Annotated in this window: 15 protein-coding genes; 11 read left to right on the top strand and 4 right to left on the bottom strand. The window is 61.9% G+C overall.

Annotated elements, in window-relative coordinates:
- Positions 1-288 precede the first annotated feature (288 nt).
- Positions 289-2,310, top strand: coding sequence for a M10 family metallopeptidase C-terminal domain-containing protein (locus tag GR167_RS03050; protein WP_160971978.1), 2,022 nt, complete (start codon positions 289-291; stop codon positions 2,308-2,310).
- A gap of 253 nt (positions 2,311-2,563) precedes the next feature.
- On the opposite strand, the gene GR167_RS03055 is transcribed toward GR167_RS03050, so the two are convergent.
- Positions 2,564-2,992 (bottom strand): YqaA family protein, encoded by a 429-nt coding sequence (locus GR167_RS03055; protein ID WP_160971979.1) that lies wholly within the window; start codon positions 2,990-2,992, stop codon positions 2,564-2,566.
- 25 nt (positions 2,993-3,017) lie between these two features.
- On the opposite strand from GR167_RS03055, the gene GR167_RS03060 reads away from it, so the two are divergent.
- Positions 3,018-3,410, top strand: a complete 393-nt coding sequence (locus tag GR167_RS03060) for a hypothetical protein (RefSeq protein ID WP_160971980.1) — start codon at positions 3,018-3,020, stop codon at positions 3,408-3,410.
- A 30-nt stretch (positions 3,411-3,440) separates the two neighbouring features.
- Here GR167_RS03060 and GR167_RS03065 read toward each other — a convergent pair whose 3' ends face one another.
- Genes GR167_RS03065 through GR167_RS03075 form a run of 3 tightly spaced genes read right to left on the bottom strand, consistent with a single transcriptional unit; the run spans position 3,441 to position 5,631 of the window.
- Entirely contained in the window at positions 3,441-3,587 is a 147-nt protein-coding gene (locus tag GR167_RS03065; RefSeq protein ID WP_160971981.1) for a hypothetical protein, read from the bottom strand.
- Positions 3,588-3,619: 32 nt separating this feature from the next.
- A complete protein-coding gene (locus tag GR167_RS03070; RefSeq protein WP_160971982.1) occupies positions 3,620-4,792 on the bottom strand; it encodes a serine hydrolase domain-containing protein in 1,173 nt (390 codons plus the stop codon).
- On the bottom strand, positions 4,792-5,631 hold the full coding sequence (locus GR167_RS03075; protein WP_160971983.1) for a CPBP family intramembrane glutamic endopeptidase: 840 nt from the start codon (positions 5,629-5,631) through the stop codon (positions 4,792-4,794). Before GR167_RS03075 ends, GR167_RS03070 begins: the two co-directional genes overlap by 1 nt.
- A 382-nt stretch (positions 5,632-6,013) precedes the next feature.
- Between GR167_RS03075 and GR167_RS03080 the strand changes: the two genes are divergently transcribed.
- The 9 genes from GR167_RS03080 to GR167_RS03120 all read left to right on the top strand — a co-directional run bounded on the left by GR167_RS03080 (position 6,014) and on the right by GR167_RS03120 (position 14,085).
- Entirely contained in the window at positions 6,014-6,943 is a 930-nt protein-coding gene (locus GR167_RS03080; protein WP_160971984.1) for a helix-turn-helix domain-containing protein, read from the top strand.
- A 145-nt stretch (positions 6,944-7,088) separates the two neighbouring features.
- Positions 7,089-8,096, top strand: coding sequence for a TRAP transporter substrate-binding protein (locus GR167_RS03085; protein ID WP_160971985.1), 1,008 nt, complete (start codon positions 7,089-7,091; stop codon positions 8,094-8,096).
- A 113-nt stretch (positions 8,097-8,209) separates the two neighbouring features.
- Entirely contained in the window at positions 8,210-8,707 is a 498-nt protein-coding gene (locus tag GR167_RS03090; RefSeq protein ID WP_160971986.1) for a TRAP transporter small permease, read from the top strand.
- The gene (locus GR167_RS03095) at positions 8,704-9,987 is read left to right on the top strand and encodes a TRAP transporter large permease (RefSeq protein WP_160971987.1); all 1,284 of its coding nucleotides are present in this window, start codon (positions 8,704-8,706) and stop codon (positions 9,985-9,987) included. Before GR167_RS03090 ends, GR167_RS03095 begins: the two co-directional genes overlap by 4 nt.
- Before the next feature lie 14 nt (positions 9,988-10,001).
- Positions 10,002-10,844 carry a dihydroorotate dehydrogenase electron transfer subunit gene (locus GR167_RS03100; RefSeq protein ID WP_160971988.1) on the top strand — a complete coding sequence of 281 codons (843 nt, stop codon included), beginning with the start codon at positions 10,002-10,004 and terminating at the stop codon, positions 10,842-10,844.
- Complete coding sequence (locus GR167_RS03105) at positions 10,844-11,782, top strand: dihydroorotate dehydrogenase (protein ID WP_212769815.1); 939 nt, start codon at positions 10,844-10,846, stop codon at positions 11,780-11,782. The genes GR167_RS03100 and GR167_RS03105 overlap by 1 nt, the downstream gene beginning before the upstream one ends.
- Positions 11,773-13,044, top strand: a complete 1,272-nt coding sequence (locus GR167_RS03110; RefSeq protein WP_160971989.1) for a Zn-dependent hydrolase — start codon at positions 11,773-11,775, stop codon at positions 13,042-13,044. Before GR167_RS03105 ends, GR167_RS03110 begins: the two co-directional genes overlap by 10 nt.
- Entirely contained in the window at positions 13,041-13,751 is a 711-nt protein-coding gene (locus GR167_RS03115; protein ID WP_235915828.1) for an orotate phosphoribosyltransferase, read from the top strand. Before GR167_RS03110 ends, GR167_RS03115 begins: the two co-directional genes overlap by 4 nt.
- Positions 13,752-13,767: 16 nt before the next feature.
- On the top strand, positions 13,768-14,085 hold the full coding sequence (locus GR167_RS03120; RefSeq protein WP_160971990.1) for a hypothetical protein: 318 nt from the start codon (positions 13,768-13,770) through the stop codon (positions 14,083-14,085).
- Positions 14,086-14,170 lie beyond the last annotated feature (85 nt).

Below are 14,170 nucleotides of genomic sequence, written 5' to 3' on the forward strand. Positions count from 1 at the left end.
CCCTCGGAATGCCCCCGTTTATGCCCTAGCCGACTGTCTGTTTGTCGCGCCAGCCAATCCGGCTGCAGCAGACCCCTCAGGTCCCCCAAAACTCTCTCCCCTTCCTGGATGATCCTTCCTAAGGGATAGGATTCCTGTGAGGCGGATATCGGTCATTCACTGCAGCCCGTACTTGCAGCAGCCAATTGGATTCTGGTGGCGTTGATTCAAATCATGGGAGGGCGGAGAACCGGCTCGTATCCTTGAAAATGCGAGGGGGATGCGTTCTGCAAGGAGGAGGTGAAGTCGATGCCCACAGAAACAACCGATGCGCCGAGCGGGATTTCTACGCCCTATTCAATGGATGTCGGCGATGTATTTTTCGGAGAGATTAGCTTCGTTGGCGATACCGACTGGATCGCCGTCGATTTCATCGCTGGCAGAACCTACATCATCGACATACTGGGGCAAACCTCGGATGGTGACGGCGACTTCGATGTCACTGACGATCGTCTCTATGACACGTGGCTGACCCTCTATGACGCTAGCGGAACTGTCCTCGCATCCGACGATGATAGTGGCGAGGGGGTACTCGACGCTCAGATTTCTTTCACGCCAACCTATACCGGCACCTACTACATTTCCGCCGAATCCTACCCGGATCCCAACGCATTTGTCAGCACGGGCACTTACATTGTCGAATTGGCTAGTCCGGCGCCACCGACATCACCGGTCGGCACGCTGGACGAATTGGCGGATTACCTGACCGAAGGGTACTGGAACGATCAGGGAAATCCTCCGCGGCAATGGTTCGACCTGGCAGGTACGACGGATATCACTGTGGATCTGACCGGCCTCGGCGCCGATTCTGTGCAACTCGCGCGTTGGGCCCTCGAAGCTTGGGAAATGGTTGCTGACATCGATTTTGAAGTGGTGGAATCTGGGGCGGACATCACCTTCACTGAAATCAACGACAACAGTGTTCCTAATAGCCAAGACCTACCTCATACAACAGTCAGTTATGATACTTTTTTTGAAACCTGGGCTGTCCTTACATCGGCCACAGTGAATATCCCATCGGACCTGCTGGACGATCGGGGGACAACGATCGAAAGCTATTCCTTCTCGACCTATGTGCATGAGATTGGCCATGCGCTTGGTCTGGGTCACCCGGGTGACTACAATGATGTTGTCGAATACGGGTGGGATGAAACATTCGCCAATGACAGCTACCAGGTCTCGGTCATGTCCTATTTCAGTCAGACCGACAACACTTGGCTGAACGCCAGCTATGGCGAACCCGTCTCACCCATGCTGGCCGATGTCGTCGCCATCCAGGACCTTTATAATGCACCGGACAGCAGCAGTGCGACCGCCGGCAATACGGTATGGGGCGCGAATTCCAATCTTGGAAATTACCTCGATGATCTTTTCGCGGCGGCGCTGTACGGAAACACGGTCGCGGGCGTCTACGACGGTGGCAACTTCGCCTTCACGATCTATGACCGTGATGGGGTCGACCGGATCGACCTGTCACCGCTCTCCGAGGACAACCGCGTGGACCTGCGCGATGGCGAGGTGTCGGATATCGCCGGGCTGATCGGCAATGTCGGCATCGCGCGTGACACGATCATCGAGGGGCTGATTTCCGGTTCGGGCCATGACACGATCACCGGAAACGACGCCAATAACTGGATCGAAGGTCAGGCCGGTAACGACTACATCAACGGCGGCATCGGGGTCGATACTCTGATCGGTGGCGACGGGGAAGACGTGATCGATGGCGGGCTTTCCCCGACGGATCTGCGCGACGTGATCTATTGCGGGACAGGCAACGATTCTGCCGATGGCGGCTCTGGCAATGATGAGCTGCGGGGGGATGACGGCAACGACACCCTGACCGGCGGCGACGGCGCTGACACGGTTCTGGGCGGACGTGACGATGACCTTCTGACCGGCCAGGCCTGGGGCGATTTGCTGTTCGGCGGCGATGGAAACGACTTCATCAATGGCGGCTATGGATACGACCGTGTGAACGGCGGCGACGGTGCAGATCGTTTTTTCCACCTCGGGGTTAGTGGTCACGGGTCGGACTGGATTCAGGATTACGATGCGACCGAGGGCGACGTTCTGGTCTTCGGAGGTTCGGGCAGCGCAGATCAGTTCCAGGTGAATTACGCCAACACACTTCTGGCTGGCGACATGTGGACAGAAGAAGCTTTCGTGATCTATCGCCCGACCGGGCAAATCCTGTGGGCGCTGGTGGATGGCGCCGCGCAGGACAGTATCACCCTGATGATCGCAGGCAGCGAATATGATCTGCTGGCCTGATGCTGCTGCGACCGCGACGGGTTGGGTGTTGCATCGTCCCGCGAAGTGGGCTCGGTGGTCGGGGAGAAATCCCGTACATCGGTACCGCAGTCATTGTCGAAGCTGCTGCGCTAGTGGCGAATAGATACAACTCCTTCAACCAACTCAAATCCCCCCACGGTCACTGCCCCCGGTTTATGCCCCTTCCGAGTATGGTCAGGACCGGAATGCCCTGACTTGCGAAGTGCATGGATTCTGCGCCCTGATCCACCCCTCACAACCAAGCCAACGCGACAGCCGCCACAACAAGATAGCGCGCCGCCTTGGCTATGGTGACGATAATCACGAAACTGATCAGCGGCTCGCGCATCAACCCTGCGACGACTGTCAGCGGATCGCCGATGATGGGCACCCAACTGGCCAGCAGGCTCCACCGCCCGTAACGGTGATAATGCGCTTCCGCCCGGGCCAGCTTCTGTGGGGACACGGGGAACCAACGCCTGTCCTTGAAGCGACGGAAGAAACGGCCGCAGACCCAATTCACGACAGACCCCAGGACATTCCCAAATGTCGCGACGCCTAGGAGAACCGCCAGCGACAAGGCCGGGTCGGTCAGGTAATAGGCCAGCAGAGCCTCGGACTGCATCGGCAGGATCGTGGCCGCGAAAAAAGCGGCAGAGAACAGGCTGAGATAAGAAAACATTGGTTAAAGCTGAATCCGCTACCTTTTGACCGCAGGCTGCACCGTCCCTATCGAAAACTTCGACCGATTCAAACCGGTCTTGGTCAAGGCTTCCTTTTCTGGCACACCGCTGCAACCAAGGACGCTGCGCTCCTCCGAGCGAAACCCGACTGCCCGCTGCCGTTCTCGACGCTACCGTCTTATCTTGGCCATGAGCCACGATCCTGCTGTCCCCGCGATTTCATCGACTCAGTATATCGTCACAATATACCCCCAGCTTCTTCTCAACCGTCGCATCGCTCTGACTGAGGGCGAGCTGGAGCGCGGTGCACGACGTCACACGGTTCAATTCGATATTCTGTTTGATCGACTTCGTGCCGCCGGCGATGAGGAAAATGCCTACAACCAGCAGAACCACGCCTGCCCCCACGATACCTGACTTTGTCATGGTTTCTCCCGATATAGATATTCAACACAAGAACATGGCCGACTTGCGCCGGCCATAGATGGTGTTCTTGTCGCTCTGCGGGCAGGTATAAGAAGCCAAACTGACAGGAACCTGAACCTGGGCTCCCAACTCGTTGAATTTCAGCGCAGCATCAGGCTTGGCAGCCACAGCGCGATCTGCGCCCCCCGCTTTCCGCCTTCTCAGTTCGATCCCGAGTCGAACAACAGCTTCGCCAAGGCGGCCTCCAGCGCCGGAACGAGGTCCGTGCCGTCATCGACCACGCCGACATCCGTATTGATCTGGAATGCGATGGTCAGACCACGATCGGCGTAGTGTCTGAGGCTGGACACGTAGCCGGGTATCCAGCCGCCATGCCCGTAGACCGGTCCCAGTGGGGTGTCTTCGTAGATCGCTACACCGCTTCCATAGAGAACGCCGGGCGCATCGGGATCGACCGGAACCGCATCCAGAAGACGTTCAAGATAATCCGCGTCCATCGCGGCGCCGGTGAATAACGCATGTCCCCACATGGCGAGGTTCGCCGAGGTCGACGCAAACCCTCCGCCGGTCCATTCCACGGCGGGGGTCCAGGTCAGGCTGCCGCTTTCATCCATCGTGCGCGCAGCAAGACCGAAAGGATTATCGTCGAGCGTGTAGCCGACGGCGAGGCCCTCGATCACCGGTGACCGCGACGGGACGGTGTCGGTCAGCCCCAACGGTTGCAGGAACCGTTCCCGAGCAAGATCGAAGACGTCCCGGCCCGAGGCAGCCTCGATGACCAGACCGAGCAGGATGTAACCGGTGTCACTGTAAGCCCAGCCCGAACCGGCCTCGAACAGCGGCGGTTGGTCCAACACGAAGGAAAGGACATCCGACGGTTCGAACGGCTGCGCGGTTCCAAGTTCGATCAGTGCCTGCACGACGCCGTCCATATGCACGTGATCCGGAAGGCCCGCGCTGTGCGTGAGAAGCTGGCCGATCGTCATGGTTTCGGCGTTGGGTATCCGCGCGAACCATGAAAACCCGCCAAGATAATCCGAGACGAGATCGGAGCGACGAAGCGCGCCTTCCGTCTCCAGCGAGAGGACCAATGCGCCCCACAGCGTCTTTCCGATGCTTGCCGCCAACATGCGACTGCGAGGCGTCATCGCGATGCCTGCTTCGACATTCGCAAAGCCCACCGCCACGGTCCCGATGGTTCCGTCCGGCAGAGCATAGGCAGCCGTCGCGCCGGGAAAACCGTAAGCGTCGCGAAACGTCTCGAGCAGGGCTTCGACCGCCGCGGGCGGATCGGACTGTTGCGCGCGTGACGGCTGGGACAGCGTAGCGGCAAGACCGAGCGATAGGGCGATGGCGAGAAGAAGACGTTTCATTACCCGGCCGTCCCTCCGCCCGGAATGACCTCGGTGACAGCGCCATCGCGATGAAGCATGCTTGCACGGTTCCACCAGACGACCACGGCGGCCACACCCACCAGGATCCATGTGTCGTAGGGCTGCGCATCGGGCCAGAACGGGTTGATCAGTTGCCAATGGAACAGCATGGGCCAGAGCAGGCTGCCGCGCGCCGCGTTGAAGATCGGCGTCACGAGGACGGCAAGCGTGATGTTCCCCAGAAGGAACGGGAAGAAATTCCAGTCGGCGAAGACCGTGCTTGCGAGGAAGAACGCAGGAATGTGCCATACGCCCCAGACTGTTCCGATGATCACCCCGGCCCAGAACGGTGCGACGTGACGTTGCAGGATGGGTTGCGCGACACCGCGCCATCCGAATTCTTCAAAGGGTCCCAGAAACAGCATGACAAAAAGGACGGCGACGGCCGCACCCGCCCCCTCGGGCGGCAGGGGGGCAACAAGCGGACCGCCCTTCATCAGCGAACCGATCATGTAGACGAAAGGAATGCCGATCAGGATAAAGGCCGCCCAGATTGCCGATCCCCGCCATATCGACAGCCGCGACAGGAACGCCTTAAGGCCCGCAAGACCGCCGTAAAACAGCACGAGCGTAAAGGCCGAAATCGCAGGCGCCCAGGTAGCGAGGAAGAAGAACGGGTGTGTGCCGCTGATCGCGCCGAAGCTGGAGGTCGCCCATTCGGGCGCGATGATGTAGATGCCGATTGCCGTCCATGAAATGACGAAGGTCAGGACGAAGAAGCCGACCAGGGCATGGGAAGGCACCTGACGCGAGCGGATCGGGGCCGCGATATCTGCCATGGGACCATCCTCCGAATCTTGGGTTAAAACAAGGCACAGCACGGCCGAGACAGCCTCTGATCTGCACGGGTGAACCGCCGTCCGAACGCCCTCGGCAAACCGTCCGGGCCGTGCGGCCTTCGCGGATCGCATCCTCGCGCATCGCGGCTTGACCGGCAAGCGCCTCAACCTGCCGTAACTTCGTAACAATCTTGTACGGCTGGCGCCGTTTTGCCGGCATTCCCGCCCGCCCCTTGCCCAAACCTGACAGCGGCTCAAGACGTCACCCGGGCCCATCACCTCGGCCCTTCAAACACAAGACTGCACAAGACACCTTTCGAATTACGCTATTGCCCCAACCGGCAAACCATGATTGTCTCACATTTGAGACAACGCCACCTGCATGGCACATCTCTGTGCAACGCGCGACATCAAACCAAAAGTACACACCGTGACCGACACCAACCCCAACTTCAAAGATATCGGCGCACGCCTGAAAGCTCACCGGCTCGGGCGGAACCTTTCTCCCGAGGACCTCGCCGCCAGGCTGAAGATTTCCCGCGCGGCCCTGTACCGTGCGGAAAAGGGAGAGATCGCAAAGATCGAAATGCTGTCGGCCATCGCGAATGAGCTGCAGGTATCCCTGCCCAGCCTGCTGGGCGTCGGGATCGAATATGTCGACAACGCGGTGAGCTTTTTCGAGCGCATGCGCCAGATCGAGGAAGATTGCGACCAGATCATCGGCCTGTTCAGCCCGATCTCCTACCTGGTCACGACCGACCGCTACGACGCGGTGCTTAAAGACGTGCTGAGCGAATCCGTACAGCCATCGGAACAGCAGGATGTCTCCAGAATACTGGAAATACTCAAGAAACGAAAAGATCGCTTCGCCCAGCGGCGCCCCCTTCTTGCGTCGATCATCTCCGACGCGGATATCCGGAAATTTCTCCGCGAAGGGCTTGAAGGCAATCCCGAGCTTGCCCCCGAAATCCGTGAGGAACGCCGCAGAATGGCGCTGTTCGAAGTGCGGCACATCGTCGAGATGCTGCGTTCCCCCGACATCGGCGTGCAGATCGGCGTCGCCCGCGAACCGATCCCCTCGACCTCGTTCCAGATCATGCGGCAGGCCGGGCGATCGATTCTGACCATCAGCCCTTTCCGCCTTGGCCACAATCCGAACATCCGCATCGGCGTCGGCCTCATCACATCTGCGCCGGAAGCGCTGAAACTGCATGAAGACATCGCCGAACGGCTTTGGGAAACCTCGCTCAAAGGGCGTGAGGCCGCCGATCACGTGGAAGAACTCATCGCGCGCGAGGGGCTCGCCAGCTGAACGCGGCGCCCAAATTTTCAGCACAAAATTAAATCATTTGGTCAAAATCGGGTTTCGTCTCATTTTTTAGACTTTGCTATTGACCACCCCGCGTTTTCGGGAGTCTATGCTTATCATAAAGTAACCTGACAACCGGGAGCGCCTCATGTCTCAATCGAAATCCCTTCTTTCCGCCGTGCTTCTTGCCGGGCTGGCCTTCGCCACCCCGACATTCGCCCAGGAATACGTGGCTCGAATCGGCCACCTCGAAAGCACCCAGCAAAGCCGCCATATCCACCTTGAAAAAGTCGCCGCGCTGGTATCCGAACGCACCGGCGGCGAAGTCGAATTCCAGATCTTCCCGCAGGGCCAGCTCGGCAATCAGCGCCAGATGAACGAAGGCGTTCAGCTCGGCACTCTCGAAGCGACCGTCGCCCCGGCCGCATTCCTCGGCGGCTTCAACCCGCTGGTGTCCATCCTCGACATCCCTTACCTGATCCCCGAAGACGCCGAAGCCGCCGCCGCACTGCGCGACGGTCCCTTCGGCCAGGCGCTGCTGGACAGCTTCGCCGACAAGGGCATGGTCGCCATCGACCTGTGGCCCAACGGCAAGAAGGAATTCACCTCGAACAAGCCGCTCGACTCGATCGAGGATTTCACCGGCCAGAAATTCCGCGTCATGGACAGCGCGATCCTGATCGAACAGTTCAACGCGCTCGGCGCCTCGGCCATCGCGCTGCCCTTCGGCGAACTCTACACCTCGCTGCAAACCGGCGTCGTGGACGGTGAGGAAAACCCGCTCGATACCATCAAGGCGATGAAGTTCTACGAGGTGCAGAAGAACCTGGTGGTTTCCGATCACGGCGCGATGGAAGACGTGATCCTGTTCAACCCGATGTTCTGGGACAGCCTGCCGGAAAACTACCAGGCCATCATCAAGGATGCTTTCGCCGAAATCATCCCGGAACTGACCGCGCATAAGGCCGCCGCCGTCGCCGCCGCTCTGGAAACCATCAAGGAAGCGGGCACCAATGTGCGCGTCGCCGACGAAGCAGAGCGCGCCAAACTGCGCGAAGTGATGTTCGGCCCGGCCTCCGAAGCCTATCTCGGCAACACCGGCGACGCCGGTCAGAAGCTGCTGGAGATCTACACCGAAGCCTACGGCGCTCTCTGATCGCTCAAGACCCGGCGGACCCGGTCCCCGGGTCCGTCCCCGCTGCGCGCCGTCTGGCCCCGCCGCCGCGCGCTGCAACCTTTCCCACAGGTGACCACAAGAAAGCCCGCCCGATGAAATTGCTCAACGCGCTCCGAACGGTCGAACGCACCGTGCTTGTCGCCCTCTTCCTGATCATGGTGTTTCTCTACACCGGGTCGGTCGTGACCCGTGAAATCGGCGGCACCTTCGCCAGCCGCTTCGCCTGGATCGAAGAAGCGGTGCGGATCATGAACCTGTTTCTGGTGTTCCTGGCGCTCGGGCTGGCGCTGGAGCGGGGCAAACATGTGGGCATCACCAATCTGCGTGAACATATCCCCGCCCCCTTGCGCGCGCTGCTGCTGAAAATCATCGACCTGGTCGGCCTGTGCATGAGCCTTTACGTCGCCTGGCTGGCGCTGGATCTGGTGCAATTCGTGCTCAAGTCGGGGCAGAAATCCCCGACGCTGAAGATCCCGATGGGCTTCATCTACTTCGCCCCCGTCATCGGTTTTCTGCTGCTGGGCCTGCGCTACGGGCTGAGCCTGTTCGGCGCCATCGACCGCTACCAGACCGAAGAGGCCGCCGAATGATCCTCGCACTCATCATCCTTCTGGCCATCGTCCTGCTGGCGGCCGGCTTCGAAATGCTGCTGGTGCTGGGCCTTCCGGCGCTCGCCTACAAGGAAGCCTTCTATCCCCGCCTGCCCGACGCCGCCGTGGTGCAGAAGATCGTCGGCGGCATCGACCATTCGACGCTTCTGGCGATCCCGTTTTTCATCTTCGCCGCCAACCTGATGGGATCGGGTCAGATCGCCCGGCAACTGATCGGCGTGGTCAAGGCGCTGGTCGGCCACACCAGGGGCGGCATGGGCCATGTCGTCGTCGGCGGCAGCATGGCCTTCGGCGCGGTTTCCGGTTCCGCCCCGGCCACCGTGGCCGCGATGGGGCGCATGGTCTATCCCGAGCTGCGCAAGGCGGGTTATTCCGACAAGTTCAGCCTTGGCCTGCTGGTGTCGTCGGCGGAAACCGCGCTGCTGATCCCTCCCTCGATCACGCTGATCGTCTATGGCTGGATCACCGGCACCTCGATTTCGAAACTCTTCGCGGGCGGTCTTGCCGTCGGGCTGGTGCTGGGGCTGGCCTTTGCGATCTATGTCCGGCTGCAGGCGGGCCGCGACGGGGTCACCCCCGGCCCGCGCCTGCCCTGGGCGGCCCGGTTCAGCGCGATCTGGGAAGCCAAATGGGCCCTCGGCATGCCGGTGATCATCCTCGGCGGCATCTATTCGGGCATCATCACGCCCACCGAGGCGGCGGCGGTCAGCGTGCTTTACGCCATCCTGGTCGAGATGTTCGTGTTCCGCGCGCTTGATTTCAAGGGCCTGGCCAAGATCACCGAGGACAGCGCGATCAACACCTCGATCATCTTCGTGCTGCTGGCGATGGGCGGGCTGATTTCCTTCTTCGTCACGCTGGCGCAGGTGCCGAACGAAATCATCGGCTTCCTGGACGCCAGCGGCGCGGGCAAGATCACCTTCCTGATCGTGGTGAACGTGCTGTTCTTCATCGCCGGCATGTTCATCGATCCGAATTCGACCCTGCTGGTGCTGGTGCCGCCGCTTTATCCGGTGGCGCTGAGCTTCGGCATCGACCCGGTCCATTTCGGCATGCTGGTGACGCTCAATGTCAGCCTCGGGATGATCACGCCGCCCTTCGGGCTCGATATCTTCGTCGCCTCCTCGACGTTGAACAAACCGGTGGCGGATATCATCCGCGGTGTGTGGCCCTTCGTGCTGGTGAACCTGATCGTGCTCTTGCTCATCACCTATGTGCCGCAAATCTCCCTCTTCATTCCCAAGCTGATCTACGGCTGACCGAAGGCAGACAAATGACCCACCTTCCGACCATTGTGCCCGTCCCTGTTCTGCAGGGGCTGCGGCCCCGCTGTTCCGAAGCCAACTGTAAAGTGGTGTCGAACACGCCGGTGAACGGCGAATACCGGCTGCTGGTGCTGGAGGCGCCCGAGGCCATTCTCGATTGCCAGCCGGGCCAGTTCTTCCAACTGCTGTGCCCCGCCCCCGAGGGCGAACACCCGTTCCTGCGCCGCCCGATGAGCATCTATGGCTATGACAAGGCGGCGGGACGGCTGGAATTCCTCTACAAGGTCACCGGCGCGGGCACGCGCGGCCTTGCCACGCTCGCACCGGGCGACGGGTTCAATGTGCTGGGTCCGTTGGGTCAGGGGTTTTCGATGCAGGACGACTGGCAGAACCTGATGCTGGTCGCTCGTGGCGTCGGGCTTGCCACCCTCGCGCCGCTGGCACGGATGGCGCAGGAAAAGGGGCGCAAGCTGACCGCGATCTGTTCGGCGCGCCGTCCCGATCTGGCGATGTCGGTCGATCTGTTCGAAAGCTACGGCGCCGAGGTCATCATCGTCCATGACGAGGATGGCAGCTCCGCCCCCGAAGCGCTGCGCCCGCTGATCGAGGCGCGCATTGCCGAAACCGGCGTCGATGCCTTCTATACCTGCGGCTCCTCCCGCCTTCTGCGGCTGTTGCAGGATATCGGCGCCCGCCACGGCATCCCCGGCGAAATCGCAATGGAACAGCAAATGGCCTGTGGCCTGGGCATGTGCCAGGCCTGCGTGCGCAATTTCCGCGTCGGCGACCGGATCATCCAGCGCCGCGTCTGCCGCGAAGGCCCGGTGTTCCCCATTTCGGAGGCCATCTGATGAAAGACATGCACCCCGTCGACCTGAGCGCCCGGATCGGCGCGCTGACGCTTAAGAACCCGATCATGCCCGCCTCGGGGACCTTTTCCGAAGACCTTGCCGATGTGTTCGACCTCGACGTGCTGGGCGCGCATGTGCTCAAGACCATCATGCACGGCACCCGCAGCGGCAATCCGACGCCACGGGTCTGCGACATGCAGGCGGGGATGATGAACGCCATCGGCATCCCCTCGAAGGGTATCGAGTATTTCCGCGACCAGACGCTGCCCTATTGGGCCGATTATCGCGCGCCTTTGGTGGTGTCGATCTCGGCGCATTCCGTCGACGAATTCGCGCGGCTTTGTGGCGAGGTCAGCCTGCCCGGCGTCACCGCGATCGAGGCCAATATTTCCTGCCCGAATATCGAGGCCGACGGCAATGCCTTCGCCATGCGCCCCGACACCACCCATGAGGTCGTGACGCGGCTGCGCGCGGAAACAGATCTGCCGCTCTGGGCCAAGCTCACCCCCAATACCGGCGAACCGGTCGAGGTGGCCCGCGCCGCCGAAGCGGCCGGTGCCGATGCTCTGATCGTCGCCAACACCCTGCTTGGCATGTCCATCGACATCGCCACCCGCCGCCCGCGCCTGGGCAATGTCATGGGCGGCATGTCGGGCCCGGCGATCAAGCCCATCGCGCTACGCATGACCTATCAATGCGCCCGGGCCTGCGACATCCCGGTGATCGGTTGCGGCGGGATTGCGACGCTCGACGACGTGATCGAATTCCTCATCGCGGGAGCAAGCGCCGTTCAGGTCGGCACCGCGACCTTCCAGTCCCCCACCGTGATGGCGCGGCTGATCGCCGAGCTGGCCGACTGGATGGCGGCGCAGGGCATCGGATCGCTTGAGGAAATCATCGGCACGATCGAAGCCCCCGAGGCCGGGACATGCATATGAAACACCACCGCACAGAGGACCTCGCCACCCTGGCGGCGCGGATGTTCGAAGACATCCGCGCCCTGTCCGCCGATGCCGCCGGGGTCAGCCGCCCGGCCTTTTCCGACAAGGAAAGCGAAACGCTGGCCTATCTGGCGGAACGCGCCCGCGCCGAAGGCCTGTCCGTCAGCGAAGACGCGGGGCGCAACCTGCTGTTTTCCCTGCCGGAACACGAAAGCGCCGACAGGTTTACCGTGATCGGCAGCCATGTGGACAGCGTGCCGATGGGGGGGAATTACGACGGGCTGGCCGGGGTGATCGCCGGGCTGATCGTGCTGATCTCCGCCCGGCGCGGCCTGCGCGCCCTGCCCCGCCCGGTCAAGGCCCTGGCCATGCGCGGCGAGGAAAGCGCGTGGTTCGGCGCCTGCTATATCGGATCGAAACTGCTGACCGGCAGCCTGCCCGAGGGCGAATTCAACGCCGCGCATAAAGGCGACGCGCGGCCGCTGAGCGCGCATCTGGAAACGCTTGGCATCGACACCGCAGCGGTCAAGGCCCGCCAGCCCCTGTGCGATCTGGACCGGATCGAGGCCTATCTCGAACTGCATATCGAACAGGGCCCGCTGCTGGTCGAACGCAACATCCCCGCCGCCGTCGTTACCGGCATTCGCGGCAATTTCCGTTACCGCGACATCCATTGCATCGGTCAGGCCGGGCATTCCGGCGCCGTGCCCCGCGCCTATCGCCACGACCCGGTGCTGGCCTTTGCCGAACTGATGCACCGGCTTGACGGCACGTGGCAGCACCTGCTGCACACCGGCAAGGATCTTGTGCTGACCTCCGGCGTTGTCGGCACCGATCCGGCGCGCCACGCGATTGCCCGCATCCCCGACGAGATCGCCTTTTCCCTCGACATTCGGTCACAGGATGCCGCCACGCTCGACCAGATGCAGGCCTATCTAAGGGACGAGATGACCGATATCGGCCGCAGCCGCGGCGTGCGGTTCGATCCCGGCCCGGCGGTGGCCGTCGCGCCCGCGCTGATGGACCCGGACCTGGTCGGCGGCCTGGAACGGGCCATGGCGGCGGTCACCGGCGATGCCTTTTCCATGGCCTCGGGCGGTGGCCATGACGCGGCGGTGTTCGCCCAGGCGGGCGTGCCCTCCGGCATGGTCTTCGTGCGCAACCGCAACGGGTCGCACAACCCCGACGAGGCGATGGAAATCGCCGATTTCATGGTGGGCGTGGATATCCTTTCCACATATATGGAGGCCAGACCATGAAGGAGCCTCTTGCCATGCCGCTCAGCGCGCAGACCCGCGCCGATTTCGCCCGCCGCACCGCGCTTGCCCTGCTCGACATTCACGCGGTGGAGGTCGCCGGAGAGCGGCCCTTCATCCTGTCCTCCGGCGTGGCGAGCCCGGTTTACATCAATGTGCGCAAGGTCATTTCCTTTCCGGCCATCCGCGAGGAACTCATGGGCTTTGCCTCCCGGGTGATCGAGGCCGAAATCGGGCATGACCGGATCGATGCGATCGCAGGGGCCGAAACCGCCGGCATCCCCTTTGCCGCCTGGATCGCCGCCAGCACCGGCCTGCCGCTGCAATATGTCCGCAAACGGGCGCAGGGGTTCGGCCCCGAAGCCCATATCGAAGGGGTCTGGGAACCCGGCCAGCGCGTTCTGCTGGTCGAGGACCTGACCACCGACGGCGCTTCGAAACTGCGGTTCTGCGAGGCGCTGCGCGCGGCGGGGCTGGTGGTGAACGACGTCTTCATGCTGTTCCAGTACGACATCTTCCCGCAGACCCGCGCGGCGATGCAGCGCTCGGACATTCGGCTGCATGCGCTGGCCACCTGGAAGGACATTCTCGATGTCGCTCAGGCGCATGACCGTTTCACCCCCGAAAACCGCGCCACCATCGCCGCGTTTTTACACGATCCACTGGCCTGGTCGGCCGCCCATGGCGGCGCGCGAAGCCTCGCTTTCTAACTTCAAGGAGACGTCCATGTTTACCTTCCTTATCGATCTGATCACCGAAAAAGGCCGTGGCATCCACGCCTATGCCGCCGTTTCCAAGGCCGCGTTCGAACATGTCCTGCTGGAACCGGATCACGCGGCGGCCTTCTATTTCCTCGCCACGAGTGCGGAAAACTTCGTCGATCAGCATGAACGCCAGCCGCTTTCGAGCGAGGAGCTGGAACAAAACTTCAAGGTCTTCCAGGCTGAAATTCAGGCATTGGAAGACGCCGCCCAGGACACACCGGCCAATCGTCTGGCAATGCTGAACAAACTCGTGGAAACGCGGATCAAGCAGTCCCGCTGAGAAAAGTCCCTGGTTGCGCCCCCGGGCCCCGGTCGATGGCGGGGCGCAGCACAGCATCGCCCCGATGATCGGATAGAGCGAACAC

The organism is Thalassovita mangrovi (genome assembly GCF_009857745.1).
Taxonomy (GTDB): domain Bacteria; phylum Pseudomonadota; class Alphaproteobacteria; order Rhodobacterales; family Rhodobacteraceae; genus Thalassobius; species Thalassobius mangrovi.